Annotated in this window: 20 protein-coding genes; 10 read left to right on the forward strand and 10 right to left on the reverse strand. The window is 71.2% G+C overall.

The window, feature by feature from the left end:
* The first annotated feature begins 6 nt into the window (after positions 1 to 6).
* Genes ABD466_RS25705 through ABD466_RS25715 form a run of 3 tightly spaced genes read left to right on the forward strand, consistent with a single transcriptional unit; the run spans position 7 to position 3434 of the window.
* A complete protein-coding gene (locus ABD466_RS25705) occupies positions 7 to 2019 on the forward strand; it encodes an ATP-binding protein (RefSeq protein WP_344659734.1) in 2013 nt (670 codons plus the stop codon).
* Complete coding sequence (locus tag ABD466_RS25710) at positions 2016 to 2792, forward strand: enoyl-CoA hydratase family protein (RefSeq protein WP_344659735.1); 777 nt, start codon at positions 2016 to 2018, stop codon at positions 2790 to 2792. Before ABD466_RS25705 ends, ABD466_RS25710 begins: the two co-directional genes overlap by 4 nt.
* Before the next feature lie 42 nt (positions 2793 to 2834).
* Positions 2835 to 3434, forward strand: a complete 600-nt coding sequence (locus ABD466_RS25715; protein WP_344659736.1) for a TetR/AcrR family transcriptional regulator — start codon at positions 2835 to 2837, stop codon at positions 3432 to 3434.
* Positions 3435 to 3507: 73 nt separating this feature from the next.
* Here the strand turns inward: ABD466_RS25715 and ABD466_RS25720 are convergent, their stop codons facing one another.
* The 4 genes from ABD466_RS25720 to ABD466_RS25735 form a co-directional block, all read right to left on the reverse strand.
* Positions 3508 to 4038 carry a hypothetical protein gene (locus ABD466_RS25720; RefSeq protein ID WP_344659737.1) on the reverse strand — a complete coding sequence of 177 codons (531 nt, stop codon included), beginning with the start codon at positions 4036 to 4038 and terminating at the stop codon, positions 3508 to 3510.
* 150 nt (positions 4039 to 4188) lie between these two features.
* Positions 4189 to 5061, reverse strand: a complete 873-nt coding sequence (locus ABD466_RS25725; protein ID WP_344659738.1) for a transporter substrate-binding domain-containing protein — start codon at positions 5059 to 5061, stop codon at positions 4189 to 4191.
* Positions 5062 to 5078: 17 nt separating this feature from the next.
* The gene (locus ABD466_RS25730; protein WP_344659739.1) at positions 5079 to 5750 is read right to left on the reverse strand and encodes a hypothetical protein; all 672 of its coding nucleotides are present in this window, start codon (positions 5748 to 5750) and stop codon (positions 5079 to 5081) included.
* Between the two features lie 126 nt (positions 5751 to 5876).
* A complete protein-coding gene (locus tag ABD466_RS25735) occupies positions 5877 to 6911 on the reverse strand; it encodes a LacI family DNA-binding transcriptional regulator (protein ID WP_344659740.1) in 1035 nt (344 codons plus the stop codon).
* 256 nt (positions 6912 to 7167) lie between these two features.
* Between ABD466_RS25735 and ABD466_RS25740 the strand changes: the two genes are divergently transcribed.
* Positions 7168 to 8664, forward strand: coding sequence for a glycoside hydrolase family 16 protein (locus ABD466_RS25740; RefSeq protein WP_344659741.1), 1497 nt, complete (start codon positions 7168 to 7170; stop codon positions 8662 to 8664).
* Here ABD466_RS25740 and ABD466_RS25745 read toward each other — a convergent pair.
* Positions 8628 to 8882, reverse strand: a complete 255-nt coding sequence (locus tag ABD466_RS25745; protein ID WP_344659742.1) for a hypothetical protein — start codon at positions 8880 to 8882, stop codon at positions 8628 to 8630. The genes ABD466_RS25740 and ABD466_RS25745 overlap by 37 nt on opposite strands.
* Before the next feature lie 10 nt (positions 8883 to 8892).
* Here ABD466_RS25745 and ABD466_RS25750 point away from each other — a divergent pair, with 10 nt between their 5' ends.
* Positions 8893 to 9294 carry a SecDF P1 head subdomain-containing protein gene (locus ABD466_RS25750; RefSeq protein WP_344659743.1) on the forward strand — a complete coding sequence of 134 codons (402 nt, stop codon included), beginning with the start codon at positions 8893 to 8895 and terminating at the stop codon, positions 9292 to 9294.
* Positions 9295 to 9383: 89 nt separating this feature from the next.
* On the opposite strand, the gene ABD466_RS25755 is transcribed toward ABD466_RS25750, so the two are convergent.
* A complete protein-coding gene (locus tag ABD466_RS25755; RefSeq protein WP_344659744.1) occupies positions 9384 to 10121 on the reverse strand; it encodes an SDR family NAD(P)-dependent oxidoreductase in 738 nt (245 codons plus the stop codon).
* Between the two features lie 133 nt (positions 10122 to 10254).
* On the opposite strand from ABD466_RS25755, the gene ABD466_RS25760 reads away from it, so the two are divergent.
* Both ABD466_RS25760 and ABD466_RS25765 read left to right on the forward strand, forming a co-directional pair.
* Positions 10255 to 11280, forward strand: coding sequence for an RNA polymerase subunit sigma-70 (locus ABD466_RS25760; protein ID WP_344659745.1), 1026 nt, complete (start codon positions 10255 to 10257; stop codon positions 11278 to 11280).
* Between the two features lie 193 nt (positions 11281 to 11473).
* Entirely contained in the window at positions 11474 to 12631 is a 1158-nt protein-coding gene (locus tag ABD466_RS25765) for a glycoside hydrolase family 75 protein (RefSeq protein ID WP_344659746.1), read from the forward strand.
* 70 nt (positions 12632 to 12701) lie between these two features.
* Here ABD466_RS25765 and ABD466_RS25770 read toward each other — a convergent pair whose 3' ends face one another.
* Both ABD466_RS25770 and ABD466_RS25775 read right to left on the reverse strand, forming a co-directional pair.
* Entirely contained in the window at positions 12702 to 13250 is a 549-nt protein-coding gene (locus ABD466_RS25770) for a hypothetical protein (RefSeq protein WP_344659747.1), read from the reverse strand.
* Positions 13251 to 13409: 159 nt separating this feature from the next.
* Positions 13410 to 15617, reverse strand: coding sequence for an NEW3 domain-containing protein (locus ABD466_RS25775; RefSeq protein WP_344659748.1), 2208 nt, complete (start codon positions 15615 to 15617; stop codon positions 13410 to 13412).
* Positions 15618 to 15789: 172 nt separating this feature from the next.
* On the opposite strand from ABD466_RS25775, the gene ABD466_RS25780 reads away from it, so the two are divergent.
* Positions 15790 to 17784: an ABC transporter ATP-binding protein gene (locus ABD466_RS25780; protein WP_344659749.1), complete on the forward strand. Its 1995-nt coding sequence runs from the start codon at positions 15790 to 15792 to the stop codon at positions 17782 to 17784.
* Here ABD466_RS25780 and ABD466_RS25785 read toward each other — a convergent pair.
* Positions 17718 to 20591 carry a type 2 lanthipeptide synthetase LanM family protein gene (locus ABD466_RS25785; protein ID WP_344659750.1) on the reverse strand — a complete coding sequence of 958 codons (2874 nt, stop codon included), beginning with the start codon at positions 20589 to 20591 and terminating at the stop codon, positions 17718 to 17720. The genes ABD466_RS25780 and ABD466_RS25785 overlap by 67 nt on opposite strands.
* 6 nt (positions 20592 to 20597) lie before the next feature.
* Entirely contained in the window at positions 20598 to 20795 is a 198-nt protein-coding gene (locus ABD466_RS25790) for a DUF6229 family protein (protein ID WP_344659751.1), read from the reverse strand.
* Between the two features lie 176 nt (positions 20796 to 20971).
* Here ABD466_RS25790 and ABD466_RS25795 point away from each other — a divergent pair, with 176 nt between their 5' ends.
* Entirely contained in the window at positions 20972 to 21856 is an 885-nt protein-coding gene (locus tag ABD466_RS25795) for a hypothetical protein (protein WP_344659752.1), read from the forward strand.
* Positions 21857 to 21930: 74 nt separating this feature from the next.
* The gene (locus tag ABD466_RS25800; protein ID WP_344659753.1) at positions 21931 to 24267 is read left to right on the forward strand and encodes a GDSL-type esterase/lipase family protein; all 2337 of its coding nucleotides are present in this window, start codon (positions 21931 to 21933) and stop codon (positions 24265 to 24267) included.
* Positions 24268 to 24387: the final 120 nt, after the last annotated feature.

Below are 24387 nucleotides of genomic sequence, written 5' to 3' on the forward strand. Positions count from 1 at the left end.
GCTTTCATGGCTGAGTTCATGGCCGGACCGGTGCGGTCCGTGCTGGTGGCCAACCGGGGCGAGATCGCGCGCCGGGTGTTCGCGACCTGCCGGCGGTCCGGGTACGGCACCGTCGCGGTGTTCTCCGACGCCGACGCGGACGCGCCGCACGTCCGGGAGGCCGACGTCGCCGTGCGGCTGCCCGGCGAGACGTCGGCGGCGACCTATCTGCGGGCCGACCTGATCATCGCCGCCGCGCTGGCTGCCGACGCCGACGCGATCCACCCCGGATACGGCTTCCTGTCCGAGAAGGAGGACTTCGCCCAGGCGGTGCTGGACGCCGGACTGCGCTGGATCGGACCGCCGCCGGCCGCCGTCGCCGCGATGGGCTCGAAGGTCGCCGCGAAGAAGATGATGGCCGCGGCCGGCGTCCCGGTGCTCAGGGAGCTGAGCGCCGACGAGGTGACCGAAGCGGATCTGCCGGTGCTGATCAAGGCGTCCGCCGGTGGCGGCGGGCGCGGCATGCGCGTGGTCCGAACGCTCGGCGAACTGGCGGGGCAGTGGGAGGCGGCGCGTGCCGAGGCCGAGTCGGCGTTCGGCGACGGCACCGTCTTCTGCGAGCAGTACATCGAGACCGGCCGCCACATCGAGGTGCAGGTCCTGGCGGACGCGCACGGCACCGTCTGGGCGGCGGGCGAGCGCGAGTGTTCGATCCAGCGGCGGCACCAGAAGGTCGTCGAGGAAGCGCCCTCGCCGTTCGTGGAAGCCACGGACGGTCTGCGGGAGAAGCTGTTCGCGGCCGCCCGGGACGCGGCGCGCGCGATCGGGTACGTGGGCGCGGGGACGGTCGAGTTCCTGGTCGCGCCGGACGGCTCGTTCGCGTTCCTGGAGATGAACACGCGGTTGCAGGTCGAGCACCCGGTCACGGAGCTGACGACGGGGCTGGATCTGGTCGCGTGGCAGCTGCGGGTCGCTTCCGGGGAACGGCTGCCCGACGCGCCGCCGCCGGCTCGGGGGTCGGCGATCGAGGTGCGGCTGTATGCCGAGGACCCGGCGAAGGACTGGCAGCCGGTGTCCGGGACGCTGCACCGGTTCTCGGTGCCCGGCGTGACCTGCGCGTTCGAGACCCCTGACCCGGCGACTCGGTCGGAGCCGCTGGTCCGGCTGGACTCCGGCGTCGAGTCGGGGTCGGTCGTGGGCGTCCACTACGACCCGATGCTGGCGAAGGTGATCGCGTGGGCGCCCCGGCGGGAGCAGGCGGCGCGGGTACTCGCATCGGCCCTGGCCGGAGCGCGGATCCACGGGCTGGTGACCAACCGGGACCTGTTGGTCAACGTTCTGCGACACCCGGCATTCCTGGCCGGCGACACCGACACCGCCTTCTTCACCACGCACGGACTCGACGCGCTGGCCGCACCGTTGGTCGGGCCGGAGGCCGAGCGGCTCTCGGCGCTGGCCGGGGCGCTCGCCGTCGCGGCGGCGAACCGGGCCGCCGCACCGGTGCTCGCCGGGCTGCCGAGCGGCTGGCGGAACCTGCCGTCGCAGGCGCAGCGGCGGGTCCTGAGCGCGGGCGGCTCCGACCACGAGGTGCGTTACCGGTTCAGCCGCGACGGCCTGACCGCCGAGGGCTTCGAGGGCGTCACCGGCGTCACCCTGGTCTCGGCCACCCCGGCGACCGTGGTCCTCGACGTCAAGGGTCTGCGACGCACCTTCCAGGTCGGCCGCTACTCCGACGCGGTCGTGGTCGACTCGCCCTCCGGCTCGGTGACGTTCACCCTCGCGCCCGACTTCGCCGACCCGGCCGACGCGGTCGCGGCCGGATCGCTGCTGGCGCCGATGCCGGGAACGGTCGTGCGGCTCGGCGCCGCGGCCGGGGACGTCGTCGCCCCCGGCCAACCGATCCTGTGGCTGGAGGCGATGAAGATGGAGCATCAGATCTCTGCTCCGGTGGCCGGAGTGCTGGCTTCGCTGCCGGTCGGGGTCGGCAGCCAGGTGGACGTCGGCGCGGTGCTGGCGGTCGTCGAGGAGGAGGCGGAATGAGCGAGCCGTTGGTCCGGTACGAAGCGGAGAACGGGGTGGCGCGGCTGACGCTCGACTCACCGCGCAATCGCAATGCCCTGTCCTCCACCCTGGTGGCGCAGCTGCACGCCGGGTTGCGGGCCGCGGCCGCGGATCCCGAGGTTCGGGCGGTCGTCCTCGGGCACACCGGCACCACCTTCTGCGCTGGTGCCGACCTGTCCGAGGCGACGTCCGAGCCGATCGATCCCGAAGGACCGGTGGCGGGCCGGGCCCGGGCGCTCGCCGGCCTGCTGCGGGCGCTGGTCGAGCTGCCGAAGCCGGTCGTGGCGGCGGTCGAGGGGCACGTGCGGGCCGGCGGGATGGGCCTGGTGGCAGCGTGCGATCTGGCCGTCGCCGGGCCGAAGGCGACGTTCGCGCTGACCGAGGCGCGGCTGGGCGTGGCGCCGTCGATCATCTCGCTGACGGTGCTGCCGCGCCTGACGTCCCGCGCCGCGTCGCGCTACTTCCTCACCGGCGAGACGTTCGGGGCGGCTCAGGCGGAGACGCTCGGGCTGGTCACGATGGCCGCCGACGCGGTGCCGGAAGCCGTCGACGAGCTGGTCGCGGCCCTGCGCCTGGCCTCGCCGCAGGGCCTGGCCGAGTCGAAGAAGCTGGTGACGGCCCCGGTCCTGGCCGCCTTCGACGCCGAGGCCGACGCCCTGGCCTCGGCTTCGGCACGGCTGTTCGCGTCGGAGGAGGCGGTGGAGGGGATGACCGCGTTCTTGCAGCGCAGGCCCCCGCGCTGGGCACAATAGCGGCCAGCCGACCAGGAACCGACCAGACAGGTACCGCCACCGATGCGCGAACCCCAGCAGGACCGAAGCCGAGCCACCCGCCGCCGCCTCCTGGAGGCGTGCGTCGAGTGCCTCGCCGACCTGGGCTGGAGCGCCACGACGGTGGCGGTGGTGGCCGAGCGCGCGGGCGTCTCGCGCGGGGCGGCGCAGCACCACTTCCCGACCCGTGAGGACCTGATCACCGCCGCCCTGGAGCACATGTTCGACGAGCGCATCGAGCAGACCCGCGCCGAGCTGACGACGCTCCAGGGCGCGACCCCGACCGAGACGGTGGTGGCGCGCCTCGTCGAGCACTTCACCGGCACGCTGTTCAAGGCGGCACTCCAAGTCTGGACCGCGGCCGCGGCCGACGAAGCGCTCCGCGAGCGCGTGGTCCCGCTGGAGCAGAAGTTCGGCCGCGTCGCGTACCGCATGGCCATCGAGGCGCTCGGAGTCGACGACGGCGACGAGGTGGTGCACCGGCTCGTGCAGGCCACGCTGGACCTGGCCCGCGGCCTCGGTCTCGCAGACGTCCTCACGGACGACTCGGCCCGGCGCGCCGAGGTCGTGCGCGCATGGGCCGCCCACCTCGACGCGGTGCTGCGGGAGCGGGTCCAGGTCTGAGACGACAGCGAAGACCGCCGGGCGGGGGGCACCCGGCGGTCTTCGTGGGGTGGTGCTGTATCCGGTGGGGGTCCTAGGAGACCAGCGCGTGTGGCCGGTCGGCGGCGGCAGCGGTGGTCGGGACGTTGTTGCGCTTGATGGCCAGGGCACCGGTGCGGCCGAGCAGCATCGCGATGGCCATCACGATCAGCGTGTCGGTCAGAGCGTCGACGGTGACCTGGTGGTCGTACATCCACGTGCCCAGCTGCTGCGTGAACCAGTGGTTGGCGCCGTAGGAGAACATCAGGCGGGCACCGATCACGGCGGTCCACAAGACGGCGTAGCCGGCGCCGGCATGAGTGCGCACCACCCCGGCCTCGTCCCGGCGCACCGGCATCAGCGCGGCGGCACCCAAGCCGAGCAGCAGGCCCAGCGCGGCCCCGGCGAGTTCCAGGACCAGCCCCGTGCCGTGGGTGGCGGGATGCTTGACGTAGATCGGGACGATGACGGCGGCGGCGATGGCCGGGCGCAGCAGACGGGCCGGGCCGACCTTGCGGCGGCCGAGGTCGCTGCCGAGCACCGAGGCCAGAACGATCAGGTTGACGATCCAGATGCTGGCGTCCATGGTGGCGGTTTCCCCTCTAGAGCTGCTGCGTTCTTGCTGACACTTAGAGATTCGCAGCTCAGAGGGTGCAACCGCTTCCACCCGAGGGTGGAAGGAGGGTGGAAACCGGGTGGATGGAACGGTGGCTGTGCCGGGTGGATGGTGAGGTGGCTATTTGGCCTTCGGGTAGCACTGCTTGTCGTCGATGTAGCTCTCGGCCGAGAAGGCGTTGATGATGTCGGTCTTCGTCATCTTCAGGCCCAGCCAGTTCTTGAGCGAGTCCGCCCAGTCGCCCTGGTGGATGTACGTCTTCAACGCCTGGACCAGGGGTTCGCACAGGGGGTTCCCGGCCTTCATGGCGATCGCGTAGTACTGGGGTTTGCCGAAGTCGGCGTCGGCCAGCAGCAGCGGGTCCTTGTCGTGCTCGATCACCAGGGACTGCAGGATGATGCGGTCGTCGACGAAGGCGTCGACCTTCCCCGCCTTGAGCAGGTCCAGGCAGGCCCCCGATCCGTCGGCCTGCACGACCCCGGTGCTCTTGAGCGCCGCCATCTCGGCCGCCGCGGTGGTCCCGGTGGTGACGCAGACCGAGAGGGGCCGGAGATCGCCCTCCTGCGCCACCTTCAGGTTCTTCGTCGACAGCGTGAGCGCGCCGAGGTCCGTCTTGAGATAGGACCGCGCGAACGAGATTCCGGGAGCCTGGGAGGAGTCGCGGTCGGATATGGCGGCGATGACCAGGTCGACGTGGCTCTGCGAGGTGGGATCGGTCAGCGACGCCTGCCAGTCGGCCTGGTTGACCGTGACCGCGGTGTACTGGCGGTTCAGGGTTTTGAGCAGAGCTTCGGTCATGGTGACCTCGAAGCCCTCGAAGTGCCCGCCGACCTCCTGCGACAGTCCCGGCAGGTCCTGTTTGAAGCCGATGGTCAGCCGGGGCTGGTCGGGCGTCGTCGGCCGGGAGAGCGACGAACCGCAGCCGACGAGCGGGGAGACGCCGAAGGCCAGGGCGGCCAGCGCTGCCAGGGTACTGATGAACTTCGTGGGCATCCGTCGGTCCTCCGTGTTCAGTTGTGGAACGTGGCGTCGGTGACCTGCAGGAGCATCGGGCACTGGTCGCCCTCGCGGAGCTTCGCCGTCAGTTCGAAGGAACCTCCGGACGGCACGTTCAGGGTGACCGCGTTGCCGTCGTCGAGCGGCTGGGACGGCTTGTCGGGATCGACGGACAGCGTCACCAGGCTGCGGCACACCCCGGCGGCGGGCGTCGGGTCGATGAGTCGCACGGTCAGCGACAGACGGCTGAGGTGGCCGGGGGCCTGGAGCTCGGCCGCCACCGTGCCGCCCTTGTCGACCCGGATCTGGGCCTGGGCCGGTGCGGCCGTCGTGGGCTCGTTCCCGCTGACACTGTGCCAGGCGATGGAGACCGAGCGCGCCGGGTCGTCCTTGAAGAACGTGTTCGCGATCAGCGCCGCCGCTCCGCAAGCGGCGAGCGCCCCGACGAACACCAGCGACAGCTGTGTGATCGTCGGGCCCTTGTCCGGCTTCGCCAGCAGGATCATCGTCGCGACCGCCGCGATCGCGGTCACGGCGGTCGCGACGCCCGCCAGGACCCCGTTGTACACCAGGGCCGCGCCGAACACCGCGGACAGCACGCACAGCGCGATGGCCAGCGCTGTCGTGTCGGTCCGGGTGCTGCGCTTCCCGCTCCCGCTCCCGCTTCCGTTCTGTGTCTGGCTCACAGCTCCCCCTGAAGCCCGGCGCTCGAATCAGCGGGAGTCTAATGGTGTCAGGGCTCTGAATCACGGAAAAAGCAAAGAGTCCTCGGCGTCGGGGGAACCCGGGAGCCGCCCGGAGACCCCCGCACCTCAACGCGGGGTCCTGATCTCCTCCGCCCCGCACGACCCCCGCACCACCAGCCGCGTCGCCACCTGCAACGGCGCCTGCACCGTGCCGCCGTCGTCCAGCGCGCTGAGCAGCGCCTGCACCGCGCCGGCGCCGAGGGCCAGACGGTCCTGGGCGACGGTGGTCAGGGTCGGACGGACGAGGGAGGCGGCCTCGATGTCGTCGAAGCCGACGACGGCCACGTCCCGAGGTGCGCGCAGGCCGGCGTCGGCGAGGGCGTGCAGGGCGCCGATCGCCATCTCGTCGCCGGCGGCGAAGATCGCGGTCGGGGGTTCGGGGAGGGCGAGGAGGCGGGCGGCGCAGTCGTAGCCGCTGGCGAGGAAGAAGTCGCCGTGGACGACGTGGTCGGGGTGCGCGGACAGGCCGAGGCGGGCCATCTCGTGGCGGTAGCCGGCCAACCGCTCGGTGGCGGGCATCAGGGTCAGGGGACCGGTGATGGTGGCGATGGCGCGGTGGCCGAGTTCGTACAGGTGGCGGACCGCGGCCGCGGCGCCGGTGCGGTTGTCGGAGGTGACGTGGGTCGTGCGGTTCCGTTGCAGCGGCAGGTCTATCGCGACGCAGGGGGTGTCGCTGTCGACCAGGGCGGTGATGGCCGGATGCGACTCGTCGACCCCCATCATGATGACGCCGGCCAGGCTGTGCTGGCGGGCGGCGCGCAGGTAGACGTCCACCGCCGCGTCGGTGTCGGCGGTCGACAGCAGCATCAGGTGGTGGCCGCTCTCGGCCAGGGTCTGCTTGATGCCCACGAACAGGTCCAGCAGGAACGGGTGCCGGCGGTCCTGTTTGGTGTAGCCGGTGTCCCAGATCAGGCCGACCATGTCCGAGCGGCGGCGGACCAGCGTGCGGGCCGGCTGGTTGGGGGAGTAGCCCAGTTCCTCGGCCAGTTCCAACACCCGGCGCCGGGTCTCGGGGCTCACCTCGGCGCGGTCGTTCAGAGCCCGCGACACCGTGGCCGGCGAGACCCCGCTGCGCCGCGCCAACTCGCGGATGTCCACCATGGAGAGACCATAGCCGATCACAGGCTACTGGGAAAGATCACCCCGGACTGGGCGGAAACGTATCCGGCCAGAACACAGAGTGTTGACAGCGGGCCGTGCGGGGTGCACGATCCGCGTCAAACCCGGGTTGCCGAGAGCTCACAGTCCCGACCGTGCCGGAAACGTTTCCGGACCCTGTTCCGGCGCAGTCTTCCGAGACGGCGTCCGGCATCACGGCGCGGCCGGGACGCCCCACCGATGAGAGGTTCCGTCCACCATGCCCCTGAACCGCCACGCAAGACCCGGAGTGCCGCCGCCCACCGGATCCGCCGCCCGCCGCCGCGGCCTCGTCGCCGCGGTGCTGGCCGCGGCCCTGCCCGCCGCCCTGCTCGTCGTCGTGCACGGCGCCAGCGCCAGCGCCCCACCCCCCGCGGCCGGCTGGACCACCGTCTTCCAGGACGACTTCACCGGCGGCGCCGGTTCCGCGCCGTCCTCCGCGAACTGGCAGTACGACCTCGGCACCGGCTACCCCGGCGGCGCCGCGAACTGGGGCACCGGCGAGGTCGAGACGGACACCGACAGCACGGACAACGTCTACCTCGACGGTTCCGGGAACCTCGCGATCAAGCCGATCCGGGACGGCGCCGGAAACTGGACCTCCGGTCGCATCGAGACCAAGCGCACCGACTTCCAGCCCCCGGCCGGCGGCGTGCTGCGCATGGAGGCCCGCATCCAGATGCCGAACGTGACCGGCGACGCGGCGGCCGGCTACTGGCCCGCGTTCTGGTCGATGGGCGCCCCTGCCCGCCCGGCCTCCGCGACGAACTGGCCGAGCATCGGCGAGATCGACGTGATGGAGAACGTCCAGGGCCAGAACCTCGAATACGGGACCTTCCACTGCGGCGTGGACCCCGGCGGCCCCTGCAACGAGACCACCGGCATCGGCAACCACACCGCCTGCGTCACCGGCGGCACCTGCCAGGCGGCGTTCCACACATACGCGGTGGAGTGGGACACCAGCGCCTCGCCGCAGCAACTGCGCTGGTACCTGGACGGGGTGCAGTTCCACCAGGTGAACGCGGACCAGGTCGACGCGACGACGTGGGCCAACGCCACGAACCACGGCTACTTCCTGATCCTGGACGTCGCGATGGGCGGCGGGTTCCCGGGGGCGTTCGGCGGTGGTCCGACCGCGGCGACGGCGTCCGGAGTGCCGATGCTCGTGGACTACGTGAGCGTGCTGTCGAAGGGTTCTGGTTCGACCACGACGCCCAGCACGACGCCCAGCACAACGCCGACCACGACGCCCACCACGACGCCCTCGACCCCGCCGTCGACCACTCCGAGCGGCAACACGATCAGCGCCTATTCGGCGATAGCGGCATCCTCCAGCTCGGCGAACAACGGTACGCAGACCGAGACCACCTCGGATGGTCCGCCCGGCGGCTCGCAGGATGTCGGCTGGATCCACAACGGTTGCTGGCTCCGCTACGACAACGTCGATTTCGGCTCCACGCCGGCGACCCAGTTCTACGGACGGGTCGCCTCCGGGGCCGCAGGCGGCGTCAGCGGTTTGGTGGAGGTCCGACTCGACAGCCCGACCAGCCCGGTCCTCGGCAGCTTCGCCGTCGCCGACACCGGCGGCTGGCAGAGCTGGCGGACCGTGCCGGCGAACGTGTCGGCCGTGACCGGGGTCCACACGGTGTACCTGACGTTCACCAGTGGCCAGCCGGCGGACTATGTTAACGTCCACTGGTTCGACTTCGGGCACTGAGTCTTAGTGGGGCGGAACGTGGGCCGTGCGGTGCGATGGGCCTTGCTGACGACCGTCGGAGCCACAGCACTGGCCGGATGCAGCAGTTCGGGTTCGGTGAAGACCGCGCCGGTTTCGTCGGCCACGAGCATGTCGACGTCGACGTCGGCATCGGCTTCGGCTTCGACATCGCCTTCGGCTTCCTCGGCCGCATCGCCGCGCCTCTCAGGGCCGGTCACGTTCCGCCCCGTGACCGATGTATCCGCTCAGGACTGCTCGCCGTCCGCCACAGCCCCCTCCGCCGACACGCAAGAGCTCGACGCCTGTTCCGAGGACGGCAAGACCAAGTACCACCTCGGCCCTTCGGCACTGTCCGGAAGCCACGTGAAGAGCGCCAAGGCCGACCAGGCGAACGGCAGGTGGCAGGTCGACGTCGAGTTCGACTCCCTCGGCGCCAAGACCTTCGGCGATCTCACGACGTCCCTGGCGGGGACCGGGAAGCTGATCGCGATCACGGTCGGGGGCACCGTCATCTCGGCACCGTCGGTCCAGGTGCCGATCACCGACGGGGAACTCCGGATCAGCGGGCAGTTCGACCGGACCGGGGCCGACGAGTTGGCCGCCGCCCTCACGGCGGGGGCCGAGAGCTGACTGCCGTGACGATGCGGGTGCCGTGCCGTGTCCCTTCGGCACGGCACCCTTCACAGCTCGTTCGATCCTGAGGGAGGGGGGCCTCCGGCTCAGCCGAGCTGCGCGAGCAGGGCGGAGTTGTCCTGCTCGAGCTTGCGCACCGGTCCGTGCGTCCAGGCCTCGGCCAGCTCCGCCGACCAGGGGTCGGGGAAGATGTCCTCGGTGCCCGCGGCGACGGCGTCCAGCAGGTTGCGGGCCACGGTCTCCGGCGGGGTCTTCTGGATCGGCAGATCGCGGGACATCTCGGTGTCGATCGGCCCGGCCATGACGGCGTGCACGCGCACCCCGTCGGCGGCCAGCAGGGCCCGGGTGGCCTGGGTCAGCGACAGGGCCGCCGCCTTGGACATCGAGTAGGCGGGCGCCATCGGCAGCGAGGCGATGGCGGCCAGCGACAGCACGTTCACGACGGTGCCGTGGGCGCGGGTGACGTGCGGCCGGAACGCCCGGGTGAGCGCCCACGGTCCGTAAAGGTTGACGGCCAGGTGCCGGTCCAGGGACGCGCGGTCGCCGATCTCCTCCGGGGTCGACACCCCGGCGTTGTTGATCAGCACGTCGAGGTCCTCGACGGTCTTGGCCGCGGCCTCGACCTGCGCCTCGTCGGTGACGTCCAGCAGGATCGGGGTGACCCGCTCGTCGGAGTGGGCCAGCGGCCGCCGGGCGGCGGCGTAGACGTGCCGCGCGTCCCGGCGCAGGACCTCCTCGACCAGGGCTTGGCCCAGGCCGCGGTTGGCCCCGGTGATGAGGACGGTCCGGCCGGCTATGGGGTCGGTGCGGTTCGTATCGGTCATGGTGTGCTTGCTCCGATCAAGTCCGATGGGGCCTTACACCGATCACAGACAGCGCCGCTGCGGAAAACTGGGCGCCGCGGGACCGCCCAGTTCCGCTGCCCGGCGGTGTCGATGGTGGTGACGGAGGTGACCCATGTCAGCGGAACTGCTGCACCGAGCCCGCTCCGGCGACCGCGAGGCCTTCGCGGAGCTGGTCGAGCCCTATCGAACCGAGCTGCACCTGCTGTGCTACCGCATGCTCGGCTCGCTCCAGGACGCCGAGGACACGCTGCAGGAGGCGCTCCTCGCGGCGTGGATGGGCCTGGAGGGATTCGAGGGCCGCTCGTCGATCCGGACCTGGCTGCACCGCATCACCACCAACCGGTGTCTCAACGCCCTGCGGACGACGTCCCGCCGGCCGGCCGCCGCGGTGACGGCCGCTACGCCGGTGGCCGGCTGGGTGCCGGAGCTGTCCCATCTGGGCGAGGTGCCCTGGCTCCAGCCGTATCCGGACCTGCTCCTCGACGGACTGCCGGACGGTGCGCCGGGGCCCGAAGCCCGCTACGAGGCGCGCGAAGCCGTGTCCCTGGCGTTCATGACCGCGCTGCAACTGCTGCCGCCGAACCAGCGCGCGGTGCTGCTGCTGCGCGACGTCTTCGGCTACCGCGCCGCCGAGGCCGCCGACCTGCTCGGCCTCACCGAGAGCGCCGTCAACAGCGCGCTCAAGCGCGCCCGGGCGACTCTTGATGCGTCCCGCTCGGCCGAGCCGCCCGCCCCGGCGCCGGGGAGCGCCCAGGAGGTCGCGCTGACGGACCGGTTCGTCGCGGCGTTCCTGAGCCATGACGTCGAGGCCCTGATCGCTTTGATGACCGACGACGTCTGGGTCCGGATGCCCCCGCTCGCCTTCGAGTACCGCGGCCTGGACGACGCGCGCCGGTTCTTCGCCGCCGTGCACCCGCACCGCAGCCAGATCACGCACATGGTGCCGACGCGGGCCAACGGCCACCCGGCCTGGGGCGAGTACGCGCGCGATCCGGTGACCGGGCTGCTGCACTGCATCGGGCTGTTGGTCGTGGCGTACGCGGGGGACCGGGTCAGGGAGCTGACGCACTTCGAGATCGGGATCGCGGCGATGTTCGGGCTGCCGCGGACCATGAGGGATCAGGGGGTGTTTCAGTAACCTGACCGGCCGCCGAACCCTTGGAAGGCGTGCTCGGCGGGTCGCGGCCCGGCTCGATGAAGATTCCTTGAAGACGATCTCGTGAAGACGATTGCGCGACCGGGGTACGGGTGCTTCGATTCCCGTTAGGCAACTTTACTAACGAAAGACGGAGGTCCCCCACCCCATGTCCTCGAGCCGTACGCGCCTAGCTGTGGCAGCCACCGCAGCTTTCGCGCTCGCCACCCAGCTCGCCATCGCGAACGCCCACGCCTCCCCGGCGCCCCACGCCGCGGCCGGCCCGGCCGGCGCCCAGGCCGGTACCTCGTACACGGCCGCCGAGGTCCTGGCCGGCGTCAAGAAGAACTCGACGGCCGCGAACCAGGTCAACACCAAGCCCCACATCAACACCATGACGCGGGCCCAGAACGTTAACGTCTACCAGGTCGCGACCGGCGTCTACGCCTACTCCTCCGGCATGGCCATCGACGACGACGGCAGCGACCCGGATCCCGATCCCGACCACCAGGGTGACACGACGTTCCACGACAGCAACGGCAAGGCCCTGGCGGCGCACCACGTGCCGTTCTTCGTGCTGGGCGACGACTGCTGGGACCGCAAGACCCCGTGCCCGCACTTCTTCTACAAAGAACACGGCATGTCGGGCCGGCAGTTCGCGCTGATGTTCTACAACGGCAAGGTCATCGGCTCGATCTTCGGCGACACGCAGACCGCGAACGACCAGACCACCTCGGACAACGACTCCCGCGAACTGGGCGAGGCGTCCGTGAAGGCGGCCCAGCTGCTCGGCATCCCCAGCAGCGGCACCACCGGCGGCGTGGACAACGGCGTGACCGTGGTGATGTTCTCCGGCCCGTCCTGGGTCGTGAACGGCGCCAACGCCGACCTGAACAACAACGCGCAGGCCCTGGTCCAGAAGGCCCTGGACACCCTCGGCGCGGCCATGGCGGGCACGAACCCGCCGCCGGGCGGCACCCTGTTCGAGGCCGAGAGCGGCACCCTGTCCGCCGGCGGCACCTTCGACGACAACCACTCCGGCTTCACCGGCACCGGCTTCGCCAACACCGCCAACGCGGCCGGCGCGTACGTCGACATCCCGGTGACCGTCTCCGCCGCCGGTACCAAGACCCTGACGATCCGGTACTCCGACGGCACGAGCGGCGCCCGCCCCGCGACCATCTCGGTCAACGGCACCTCGCACGGCACCCTGGACTTCCCGGTCACCGCCGACTGGGACACCTGGTCCACCGTGTCCATCTCGGTGCCCCTCAACGCGGGCGCCAACACCATCCGGATCGCGGGCACCACCTCCGGCGGCGCCGCGAACATCGACTCGGTGACCGTGTCCTAGTCCTAGTCCTGGTCCTGGTCCTGGTCCTAGCGGATCAGAGTTCGCCTACGTCTCGGCGTCGGCCGACGGGTCAGTTCCCGTCGGCCGACGCCAAGACTTCGTGATCGTCGGCGACGTGCACGGAGGCCATGATCTCAGGCAGCCTGCCGGGATCGATCGGATCGTCGGACAAGGCCGACACGCCGAGCATCACAAAGCGGGAACCGCGGCGCGTGATGAGGAACGCGTCTTCGTAGGTATCGCCGGCCGACCAGGTCCCATCGGCATTGGCGACGCACTGCACGGTCCCTCCGAGGCCGCCGCTCGGCACCTCGTCACACGGTCCGGCCTCCGCGACCGGCCACGACTCGAGAATCAGATCGTCTGTTACGCGCTGGAGTGAGAACTCGGCATTGTTGTACGCGATGAAAGGGACTCCGGTCGCGAGGTGCGAATACGAGCCCGGAGAGTAGCCGTCGACGTGAGCGACGAACCAAGCATCCGCTGGAATGCCTGCTTCAGCCCGCACTTCCGCCGCGGACTTCGCGTTATGCCAAGGCTGGGCCCAGGCGACGGCGACCGCGGCGACGAGGTAATACACACCCCAAGCGAGCTTCCAGATGAGCGGCTTGGTCGGCATCAGTGGCTTCCTTCGCATCCGTGGCATCTGGATCCGAACCTAGCGCCGACGGCCGCGCACCGAATCGCTCCGATGGATTACATCGGGAGATGTAGCGATGAAGACGGATCGCCGCCGGCTATCGCAGCCGACGGCGATCCCCTGTGAATCAATCCCTTCCTACGGCTGCACCGCCATCGCGAACACGTGGATCGCGGCGTCGTTCGGCAGCGTCACCGTCTTCACCGTCTTCGCCGGATCGATGCTGATCGCGTTGTAGAACACGTCGTAGTGGATCCCGAAGTTCGCCGGTCCGCTGGGCGTGTTCCGATGGTCCGTGACGATCGCCGGCGTCGCGCCGTAGCTGTTCGTCGGGGCGCAGCACCAGTTCGGGAAGCCGAGGCTGCCGCTGCTGGTGGTGCCGTCGGTGTAGGTCACGGTCACCGTGTCGCTGGTGAAGCCCGCTTCGGCGCCGAGGAAGGCGAGCTTGGAGCCGTGGCCGGACTGGTTCACCATCACGCCGCTGCCGGCCACGTTGTCCAGCGTCCCGGCTGCGGAGCCCGGCCAGGTGAACGTCGCGCCGTTGGAGGTGATCACCGCGCCCGGTGTGGCGCCGGCCTTGGCGAGCGCCTGGGCCGAGTAGCTGTCCCCGTCGCCGTCGAAGTTCCCCGGAGCGGTGTTCGTCTCGTCGCTGACGGCCACGTTGTTGAACGCCGCCGCCAGGTTCGGGAACGGGGTGTTCGTGACGTTCGACAGATCCGCCGTGGCGGTCGCCGGTATCCCGCGGTCCCGGTACGCGACGGAGGCGGTGAGCGTGGTCGTCACCTTCCCCGGGGGCGGCGTGCTCGCCGTGACCTGGAACGTGGCCGAGGCCGAGGTGCCCGGCTTGACGTTCTTCAGCGTCACCGAGGCCGGTGTGGCGGTCCAGCCGGGCGGCAGCTTGAGCGTGACAGAGGGCTGCTGGGCGTCGAAGTACCCGTCGTCGCTGAACGACACCGTCACCGGCGCCGGTGTGCCGGCCGCCAGCGGACCGCCGTCCGCCGTGCCGACCGAGGCCGACGCGGCGATCGGCAGGTGCTTGTCGCCCCCGGCGTGGACGCGGTAGATCGCCGTGGCGTGCGGGGCCAGAGCGGCGGAGAACACGCCGTCACTCGCGGTCTGCGTCTTGTTCACCAGGTCCGTGACCTGGAACGGCGCCCCGCCGCCCGGCAGTCCGACCGCGGCGGCCGTCGTGCTGACCGTCTGCGCGGTGTCGCCCTTGTTGAACAGGACCACCGACACGTCGCCGCCCGCCAGCGGTTTGGCCAGCACGTCATAGCCGGCGCCGGACTGGACGATCGTGCCCTGTGCGCCGAGCCGGTCCTGGTCGACGGCCACCACGTCCGGGTTGGCCACGATCGCGAGTTCGGCCGGTGTCAGCTTGGACAGGTCGGTGGACAGCAGGATCGGCGAGGCCATCTCGGCCCACAGTGTCATCTGCGTCTGCTCTTCGGTCAGAGTCAGGCCGCCGTTGCCGATCTCCAGCATGTCCGCGTCGTTCCAGTGCCCGGGCCCGGCCCACTTCGCCAGTCCCGGCGTGTTGCCCTCGCTGTAGTTCTCCAGGACGCTCGGCCACGCGTTGTAGATGTCGGATCCGAAGCGCCACAGGTTGCCGTGCTGGTAGAGCCACGTCAGCTCGTTCTCGAAGTCCGGTCCCTCGCAGCAGACGTAGGCCGGCGCCGACTCCGAGAACTCCATCGGCCTCCCGGTGTTCAGCAGCGCCTGGCTGGCCTCGGTGTAGACGATCTGGGCGACTTCACTCTGCGACTTGCCGGGGAACTGGTCCAACTGCTGGTAGCAGTAGTCGAGCTTGAGGTAGTCCACACCCCAGGACGCGTACAGGTCGGCATCCTGCTGGAAGTGGCCGTAGCTGCCGGCCGCGCCCTGGCACGTGTAGTACCCGGCGTCCTCATAGATGCCGAACTTCAGGCCCTTGCTGTGGATGTAGTCGCCGAGCCACTTCATCCCGTGCGGGAAACGCGACGCGTCGACCTGGAGGTTGCCGTTGGCGTCCCGGTCTTTCTGCATCCAGCAGTCGTCGATGTTGACGTAGTCGTAGCCGAGCTTGTCCAGGCCCAGGGACACCATCTGGTCCGCGGTCTTGGTGAACAAGGTCTCGTTCATCTGGCTGTTGCACTCGAAGCCGGCCCAGTCGTTGAACCCCATGGGAGGGGTCAGGGCCAGGCCGTTGTAGGAGGGCGCGGTGTTGACGGTCGGTGTGGCGGACGCGGACGCGGACGTCGACGCGGACGCGGTGCTCGCCGCGGTCACGCCGCCGAGCACGAGGACGGCCGCGGCGACGGCGCCGAGGAGCCGCCGGGGATGGACAGTGCGGGACGTGCGGGACATCTCACCTCCGGGGGAGAGGACTGATCTCGCCGAGTCACCGTAAGAAGCAAGACCGTCGCGCGCAAGTGTTTGGGATGGCAAAGTTTCAATCAGGATCGCGCAGGGTTCCTGCAAGAGTGACCGCGGCGTATCAGGACTCGACGATGCCCGGGCTTTCGGTGAGACTGATCTGATGGCTTGGTGGGCCCGGCTGGCCCGGGCGTTCGACGTCGACGCGGTCCCGGTGACGGTGGTCGACGACATGGTGCCGGACCCGGACGGCTGGACCGCCGGCTACGTCGGCACGGCCGGGACCGGCTACCGGGCGGTGGCCAGACGGCTGCCGCTGCTGATCGGGACGTCGATCCGGCTGGCCGCCGAGGCCTCCCGGGCCCGGACCGTCGCCCTGCTGGTGGTCCAGGCCGCCTCCTCGGTCGCCGGGGCCCTCGGCCTGTACGCCACCACCGACGTCCTGGCGCCGCTGTTCGGGGCCGGCGCGACGCCGGACCGGATCCGGGCGGCGGTGCCGTCGATGCTCGTGGTGCTGGCGCTGACCGCGTCGCGATCGCTGTGCGACGCCGCGGCCCATGGGTTGGCCCAGCAGCTCGGGCCGATGATGGACGCCAAGGCGATGATCCGGCTGCAGGAGCTGTGCACGCGCGCCGAGCTGGTCGCCTTCGACAAGGCCGACTGGGTGGACGCCTCGCAGCGCGCCGAGCGCGGGTCCATCTCGGCGCGCACCATGCTCACCGTCACGCAGCGGGTGTTGCAGAGCCTTTCCACGCTCGTCGGTGTGGCCGGGGTGCTCGCGGTGCTGCATCCGGTCCTGGTGCCGCTGCTCCTGCTGTCGGTGGTGCCGCGGTGGTGGGCGGCGGTGCGCGTGGCCCGGCTGGACTACAAGGTCTTCGTCCGGTGGGTGGAGGGGCGGCGCCGGCAGAGTCTGCTGACCTCGCTCGCGGTGACGACCAGCTCGGCCGCTTCGGTGCGGGCGCTGTCGCTGTCCGGCTACCTCGTCGAGCGCTACCGGCGGATCACCGACGCCTACCTGACCGAGCGGCTGCGCCTGGTCCGTGCCGAGACGCTGTCCATGGTCGCCGGCAACGCGATCGCGGGCTTCTTCACCGGAGTGGTCTACGCCGTCCTGGCCATCCTGCTGTGGCGCCAGGCGATACCCCTGGCCGTCGGCGGGACCGCTTACCTGGCGGTGAGCCGGGTGCAGCAGGCCCTGCTGAGCCTGGCGATGGACATCAACGATCTCTACGCCGAGGGCCTCTACCTGGAGGACTTCCGCTCCTTCTGCGAGGACGCGGCGGGACACCTGCCGCGCACCGGCGCCGAACCCGTCCCGGAGGACTTCGAGGAGATCGTGGTCGAGGACGTGGTCTTCACCTATCAGGGGGCGGCGACGCCGGCCGCCGCAGGCGTCTCACTGCGCGTCCGGCGCGGCCAGGTGATCGCGTTCGTGGGAGAGAACGGCGCCGCGAAGACGACGATGGCCAAGCTGCTGGCGCGGCTGTACCTGCCGGACTCGGGGCGCATCCTCTGGGACGGCCGCGACAGCGCCGGTATGGACGTGGACGCCCTCCGCTCCCGCATCGCCTTCATCGACCAGGACCACACCCGCTTCCCCTTCACCGCGGGCGAGAACATCCGGATCGGGGAGTGGACCGCGGAACACGACCAGGCGCGGATCGAGCAGGCCGCGCACCACGCCGACGCGCACCGCTTCATCAGCGGGCTGCCGCGCGGCTACGACACCCTGCTGGAACGCAGCCTCAGCGGCGGCCTGTCGGTGTCCGGCGGCCAGTGGCAGCGGCTGGCGCTGGCCCGCGGCTTCTTCCGCCGTGCCGGGCTGGTGATCGCCGACGAGCCGACCTCCAGCCTGGACGCCGCCGCCGAGGCGGCCTTCTACCGCCGGCTGCGCGAGTACGGCGGCACGGTCGTGATGATCACCCACCGCCTCGGCAACGTCGCCGAATGCGCCGACTACATCTACGTCTTCGCCGAGGGGCGGGTCGCCGAGGAAGGCACGCACGCCGAGCTGATGGCCGCCGACGGCTGGTACGCCAAGGGCTACCGGCTCCAGCGCCAGAGCTTCGAGAAGGGCGACCGGCTCGACGGTCAGAACGGGTCGTCGAGCACGAGCACCGACGGCAAATCGGTTCCCTCCGCCATCCGCAGCAGCTGATACGCCACACCGCCGAGCCCCGACATCATCGTGGGGGAGAACACGTCGCGCGCCATGCCGCTGATCGCTCCGTTCTCCTCCAGACTGGCCACGATGTACGCCTCGAAGCTCTCCCGCTCCACTCCGGGCGGTGCGCACCCGGTCCGCGACGCGGCGTCCATCAGCTCCCACACCCCCAGCTCGCCGTGGCACAGCGTGTGGTTCCAGCCCATGCCCAGCTTGAAGGCGGCGGCCGCGGCGCGCGGCACCACGTCTTCGGCCACCGGGAAGCCCCGCCGCGCCAGATCCAGGTTGGTCAGGGCGATCCCGACCGAGCCGTGGCACCAGGCGTTGGCGGTCAGGCCGGGCTCGATCTCGCGCAGGTCCCGCCAGCCGCCGGCCACGGGGTCGTAGCAGGACTCTTCGAAGGCGAAGGCCGCGTGGGCCGTCTCGGCCGCCCGCCGGTCACCGGTGGCCAGCGCCAGCCGCGCCAGCGCCCAGCCGATCCCGGTGGCGCCGTGCGCGCAGCCGCCGAGGCCTTCGGGCCAGCGCGCCGTCGGCCACGTGACCCCGCGGTCCCTGACCAGGGCCGCATCGCACAGCACCTCGCCGACCCGTGCGGCGATGTCGGTCCAGCACCGCTCTCCGGTCACCGCCGCCAGCTGGAGCAGCGGCACGACCGCGCCGGCCGGCCCGGCGACGAGCTCGTAGTCCACGGTGTCGCCGAGCGCCTCGGGGACCTGGGCGGCCAGGGCGCGGGCCCGGTCGAGGGCCTCGTCGCCGACCGCGCCGAGCCGGCGCAGCGTGAGCCAGGTCCACAGCTCGGAGCCGAGACCGACCCAGCCGCCGGGTTCGCGCGGCCGCACCGGGACGCCGTCGGCGCGCAGCTTCGCCGAGCGGTCGCCGGCCAGGCGCATGGTGCGCAGGCAGGCGTCCAAGAGGCCGGACAGGCCGTCGACGGGGTCGGCGCGGCCGTGGTCGGCCTCGCGCCGGTAGGCCGCCAGGAGCAGGGCGACGCCGGGCAGGCCGCTGTAGAGGTCCGGGCTCAACGGCTGGACCACCCACCCGGTCAGGCTGAGCACCGGGGAGATCCAGGTCGCGGTGCCGTCCGCGCCGCGCGTCGCGCTGTCCCGGACCCGGCGGACCAGCTCCGCGGCCTGGGCCCGGCGCCGCCGGGGCACGTCGCGGGCGCTGACCGAGACCGGTCGGCGCAGTCCGGCGCTCGGCGACCAGTCGGTGTTCAGGTACGCGCTGACCAGCGTCGCGCGGATGATGCCGCGGTCGAACTCCAGGTCCGCCCCGCGCCAGCCGGTCAGGGCGTCCGCGATCAGGTCCTGCTCGGGCCGGCAGTGCGTGCCCCCGGGGCCGGTCAACCGGCCGTGGCGAGGCGTGGTGCCGAAATACGGGATGTCGCCTTCCAGCAGATCGGTGATCTCGGCCGCGATCACCGCCGGGTCCTCCGGGGCGGCCGCCGCCAGCTCGGCGTTGCGGGTGAACAGCTCGGTGGCCCGCCGGACGGCGGCCGGCTCGTCGTGCAGCGAGACCGGGTGCCAGAGCATCCGCGCGACCTCGTCGTAGACGTCGGTGGCGCGCAGCACCATGCGGATCCGGCAGTCGCCGAAGGCGGCCACCGCCGGTTCCAGCCGCCCCGCGGCGTCGAGCGCCAGGAGCAGGTCGGTGGCCTCGGCGAACCCGGACTCCACGCGCTCCCAGTGGTCGGCCAGCACCGGCTTCGGGCTCGGCAGGCTCGCGGCCGTCTCCAGCGTCGCCTCGGTGAAGCCCAGGCGCGCGCGGTCGCTGCCGGCGTCCAGGATCACCGGCATCGGCCCGGCGGGCTGCTCGTCCGGCAGGGCGCCGACCGCGGAGGAGTCGACGCCGCGCCAGCCCAGGGCGGCGCCCCGGTTGGGGAGCATGCCGACCCGCAGCACGGTCTCGTCGACCACTTTGGCCGCGGCGTCCACGGCCGCGCCGAGGCCGGACGGCGGCGGGTCGGGGATGGTGCTGAACAAGGTCTCGCAGTCCACGACGACCGGGACCGGACCGTGCGCGATGACGTTCTCGGTGTGCAGGTCGCTGCCGCCGAGCAGGCGCATCACCGCCAGCCAGTGGCCGACGCCGCGGTAGAAGGCGGCGAGTTCGGCGTCGGAGGCACAGTAGACGTGCGGGACGAACTCGCCCCAGCCGTACCCGTCCCCGGCGACGACGGCGGGCACGCGGATGCGCTCGGCCTCCGGCACGCCGGCCAGGACGGTGGCGAGCAGCCGGCTCAGGGCGAGGTCGGCCTCGACCGGCCGCGGTTTGTAGACGACCTTGGCCTCGGCGAAGGCGAGGATGGCGACGGACTGGCCGCCCAGGTGGCTGTCCCCGGCGCCGAACTCGACATCGCGCAGCTCCCCGGGGTCGCCCGCGGTGAGCGCCGTCAGGGCGCCGCGATCGGCGGCGAACCGGCGGGCCAGCGTCAGGGCGGCGCCGGCGCGGCGGCTCATGATGGTGGCCAGACGCCGTTCCAGCGTCGGGTAGCGGCGGCCGAGCCCCCGCCAGAAGGCCGGGTCGTCGGCCACGGCCAGGAACTCGGTCCAGCGGCCGGCGGGGTCCTCGGCGGTCAGCCGCCCGGCCAGGCGCGCGGCGTTCAGCTCCAGCAGCAGGACCCGGGCGACCTTGCGGTGCACGGTCTCGGTGATCGCGTGCTCGGCCGCGGCGGTGATGGCGGCACGCTCTCCGTCGGTCAGGCCCCTGATGGCGGCGAGCTGGGCCGCCAGGCCCGCCGTGAACGGCGAGACCAGGCGGCCCAGGGCTCCGGCGAACTCACCGGAGAAGCGGGTTGCCAACTCCGGTCAGCAGCAGAAGCTGCCGCGCGAGGCGGTGCAGGAGCTGCAGGTCGACCGCGTCTCGATGTAGGCGGCGCCGATGATGTCGGCCTCGGCGTACTTGCCGCCGGTGAACAGCGGGCCGGCCGGGCTGTCCGCCTCGTCCGCGCTCAGCCATTCGAGCACGATCTGGTCGGCGAGGTCGAGGACTTCGGACTTGGGCATGCGGAACCTCCGTGTGGCGCGGGGATGGATGGGAGCCCGGACCTTTGGGTCGCCTTGTGGTTCGGGCCTCGATGTGTTCTGTATATATCTCACTGTGCGGGCTGACAAGGAGAAACGTCCGGAAATTTCCACTTGGTGACTGCGTGACAGAACTCTGACATGAAGCGAGGGAGACGATGGCCGATACGCCCGGTCCGGAGCGCGACGCGGTGCGCGGTTTGGCGGCGACCTTGGGGAACCGATCCAACGAGTTGGCCGCGCGGGGGCGGGCCGGGGAGGTGCGCGGACTCTGGGAGGATGCCATCGCAGGGCTCGAGGATGAGGTGGCGCGGGAGCGGATCGCGGTGGCTTATGCCTGGTATCAGGCTCTGCACGGGGAGGATGAACACGGGGTGCGGCTGGCCGCTGGGCTGCGGGAGAGCCCGGTCCCCTCGGTCCGTGCCCAGGTTCGAGTTCTGATACGGAACCGCTGGAGAGTCCAGCCCGCGCTGGTGGAGCGGGTCTGGTGCGAGGAAGCCGGGAGCGGGCTGCCGGGCTGGAGCCGGCTGGCCGACGAGGAGGTCGACGTCGTCGCCGCGTGGATCACGGCGCCGTCGTGGGAGGAGTCCAGGGCTCACTACGACGAACGGATCGCCGGACTGCGAGCCGAGACGGTCGAGGCGGCTTTGGAGGACGTGGGCCTGGCGGACGAGCGACTGCGGAATCAAGCCGCCGTCTATCGCAGCGTGCTGGCGCTCGGGGCCGAGGCCGGCTACCGCTGTCTTCGCGGTCCGCGCGAGAGCGCGCAGGAGGCCGGCGCGGCGATCGCGCGACGCGACTGGGACGCGCTGGGGGAGTGCGGACGGATCGAGGCGGCGCACGGCTTGAGCTTTCTGAGCTGGGTGCACGGGGTGGCCGCGCGGTTGATGGTGACCGACGTTCCGGCCGTCACGCCGCGGATGGCTGAACAGGCGGCAGCCAGGGCGCGGACGTCACAGGCGTGGGAACGGCAGCAGGCGGCCGTGGATCTGGCGGCGATCGGGGACGCCTCGATCGGGGGGCTGCTGGCGCTGGTCGGGTAGCCGGGGCCGGTAACGTTACCAAGCGTCGTCTCTGGCCATTGACAGTGTTTCAAGGTGCTTCGACACTCCGGATTGTGAACGTTCCCTTTCCTCGGACGGCGGCCTTCCTGCTCGCGTCCTGCCTGAGCTTGACGGGCCTCATGCACGGCACCGCGCGTGCCGCGACAACCGCGAGTGCTCTCGCGGCGACCTTCGACAACGCCGGGATCAGCGACGACTCCGCGCCGGCGGCGGCGAACCTGGACGGCGGCGGGGCCAGCTTCTCGGCGCAGGCGCTCGCCGGCGACGGGTGGTCGCCGGGGGCGGTCTTCAGCCTCGCGGACGGAGCCACGGTCACCGTGCCGCAGGTGGCGCCGGGACAGCCGGACAACACGCTGGCGGCCGGACAGGTGGTGTCGGTCACGGGGTCCGGCGGGGCGCTGGACCTGGTGGCGACGAGTTCGGACGGCGACACGGCCGGCACGGGGACCGTGACCTACGCCGACGGGACCACGCAGAGCTTCGCGATGGCGGTGCCGGACTGGTGGACCGGGACCGTGGGGATCGCTGCGGTGTCGCCGTATCGGAACTCCGGGAGTGGGCGGCAGACACATCAGGTGAGTCTGTACCTGACGTCGGTGCCGCTGGCGGCGGGCAAGACCGTGGCGTCGGTGACCCTGCCGAACGTCAACGCGACCACCAACGGTCCGGCCATGCACGTGTTCGCGGTGACCGTCGCGCCCGTGGCGTCCGGGGCGAGTCTGACCGCGGCGTTCGACAACACGGCGATCAGCGACGACGGCGACGTCGGCGGTGCGGACATCGACGGCTGGGGCAACAGCTTCTCGCAACAGGATCTGAACGCGGCCGGGTGGTCGCCGGGCGCGCGGGTCACGGCCGGCGCCGCGACGATGGCCATGCCGCAGGTGGCAGCCGGGAAGCCGGACAACGTGGTGGCCGACGGGCAGCGGATCGCCTATTCGACGTCTGGTAGCGCACTGGGTTTCTTGGCCACCAGTGTGAATGGTTCGGCTTCAGGATCAGGAACGCTGACGTATAGCGATGGCAGCACCCAGAATTACACCATCGGAACGCCGGACTGGATCACCGGGGCGACGGACACGATGGCGGTGTCGCTGCCGCATTGGAACCGCTCGAGCGGACAGCAGGCGAATTCGGCGAAGCTGTATGTGGAATCGGTTCCTTTGGCCGCGGGGAAGTCGTTGGTTTCGTTGACGTTGCCGGCGGCCGGCAGCAACGGCGCGCGATTGCACATCTTCGCGATCGGGACGCGGGCGTCGTCGGCGGCGTGGAGCGGGAGCTGGGCGGCCGCGGCCGACGACGGGCTGGTGCCGGGGCCGTGGACGAACCGGACGCTGCGGATGGTGGAGCATTCGAGTGTCGGCGGGTCGCAGGTGCGGATCCGGTTGGACAACGCTTTCGTCGGCGCGCCGGTGAATGTCGGCCATGCGACGATCGCGGTGCAGAGCAGTGGCTCGTCGGCGACGGGAGCGCCGGTGACGTTGACCTTCCGGGGGAATCAGGCGGTGACGATTCCCGGGGGCGGGCAGGCGATGAGTGATGCGGTTCCGTTCACGGTTCCAGCAGATGCGAACCTCCTCGTGAGTGTGTATTTCCCTGGGACGGTGCAGCTGGAGTCCGTGCATAGCCTGGGGATGCAGGACATGTATTCGAGTGCCGACCAGGCCGGGGACCAGACCGGGGCGGTCGGCGGCTTCCCGGTGAACAACGGGTTCGGGTTCTGGACGCTGCTGTCCGGGATCGACGTCCAGGCTGCGAACGCGCCGGGAACCGTGGTCGCCCTGGGCGACTCGATCACCGACGGTGTCGGGTCGGCGTACGATGGCAACGACCGGTGGCCCAATGACCTGGCCCGGCGGCTGTCGGCGAGCTCGTATCCGCATCGTGGGGTGATCGACGAGGGCATCAGCGCCAACAAGGTGGTGACCGACGACTTCACCGGCGTGCAGGGCACCGGCAACGGCGGGATCAGCGCCGTCAGCCGCATCGATCGCGACGTCCTGAGCCAGAGCGGGGCGCGGACGCTGATCATCCTGGAAGGAGTCAACGATCTGAAGGCCGGCACATCGGCCGATCAGGTCATCGCCGGGCTGAAGCAGATCGCCGCGGCCGCTCATGCCCAAGGGCTGACCGTGATCGGTGGCACCGTGACGCCGTTCAAGGGCTACAGTGCGTGGACCACCGCGTACGAGGCCCAGCGGCAAGCGGTGAACAGCTTCGTGCGGAGCAGCGGGGGCGTGTTCGACGGCTACGTGGACTTCGACGCGGCGATCCGCGACCCCGCCGATCCGGCGTCGATGCTGGCTGTCGACGACTCGGGGGACCACCTGCATCCGAGCTCGGCGGGATACCAGGCGATGGCCGGAGCGGTGGATCTGTCGAAGCTCTGAGCGCGTCGCGGCAGGCGGGGCCGCGCCTTCCCGGTCACCGTTGACAACGGCGTTCGCCACGAACCGCACCGGCGCCGACGTCGGCTCCCGGCCCAGCCGGGGGACCGGGGCGCCGCCGAA

The sequence above is a fragment of the Catenulispora subtropica genome, from assembly GCF_039531675.1.
Classification (GTDB): Bacteria; Actinomycetota; Actinomycetes; order Streptomycetales; family Catenulisporaceae; genus Catenulispora; species Catenulispora subtropica.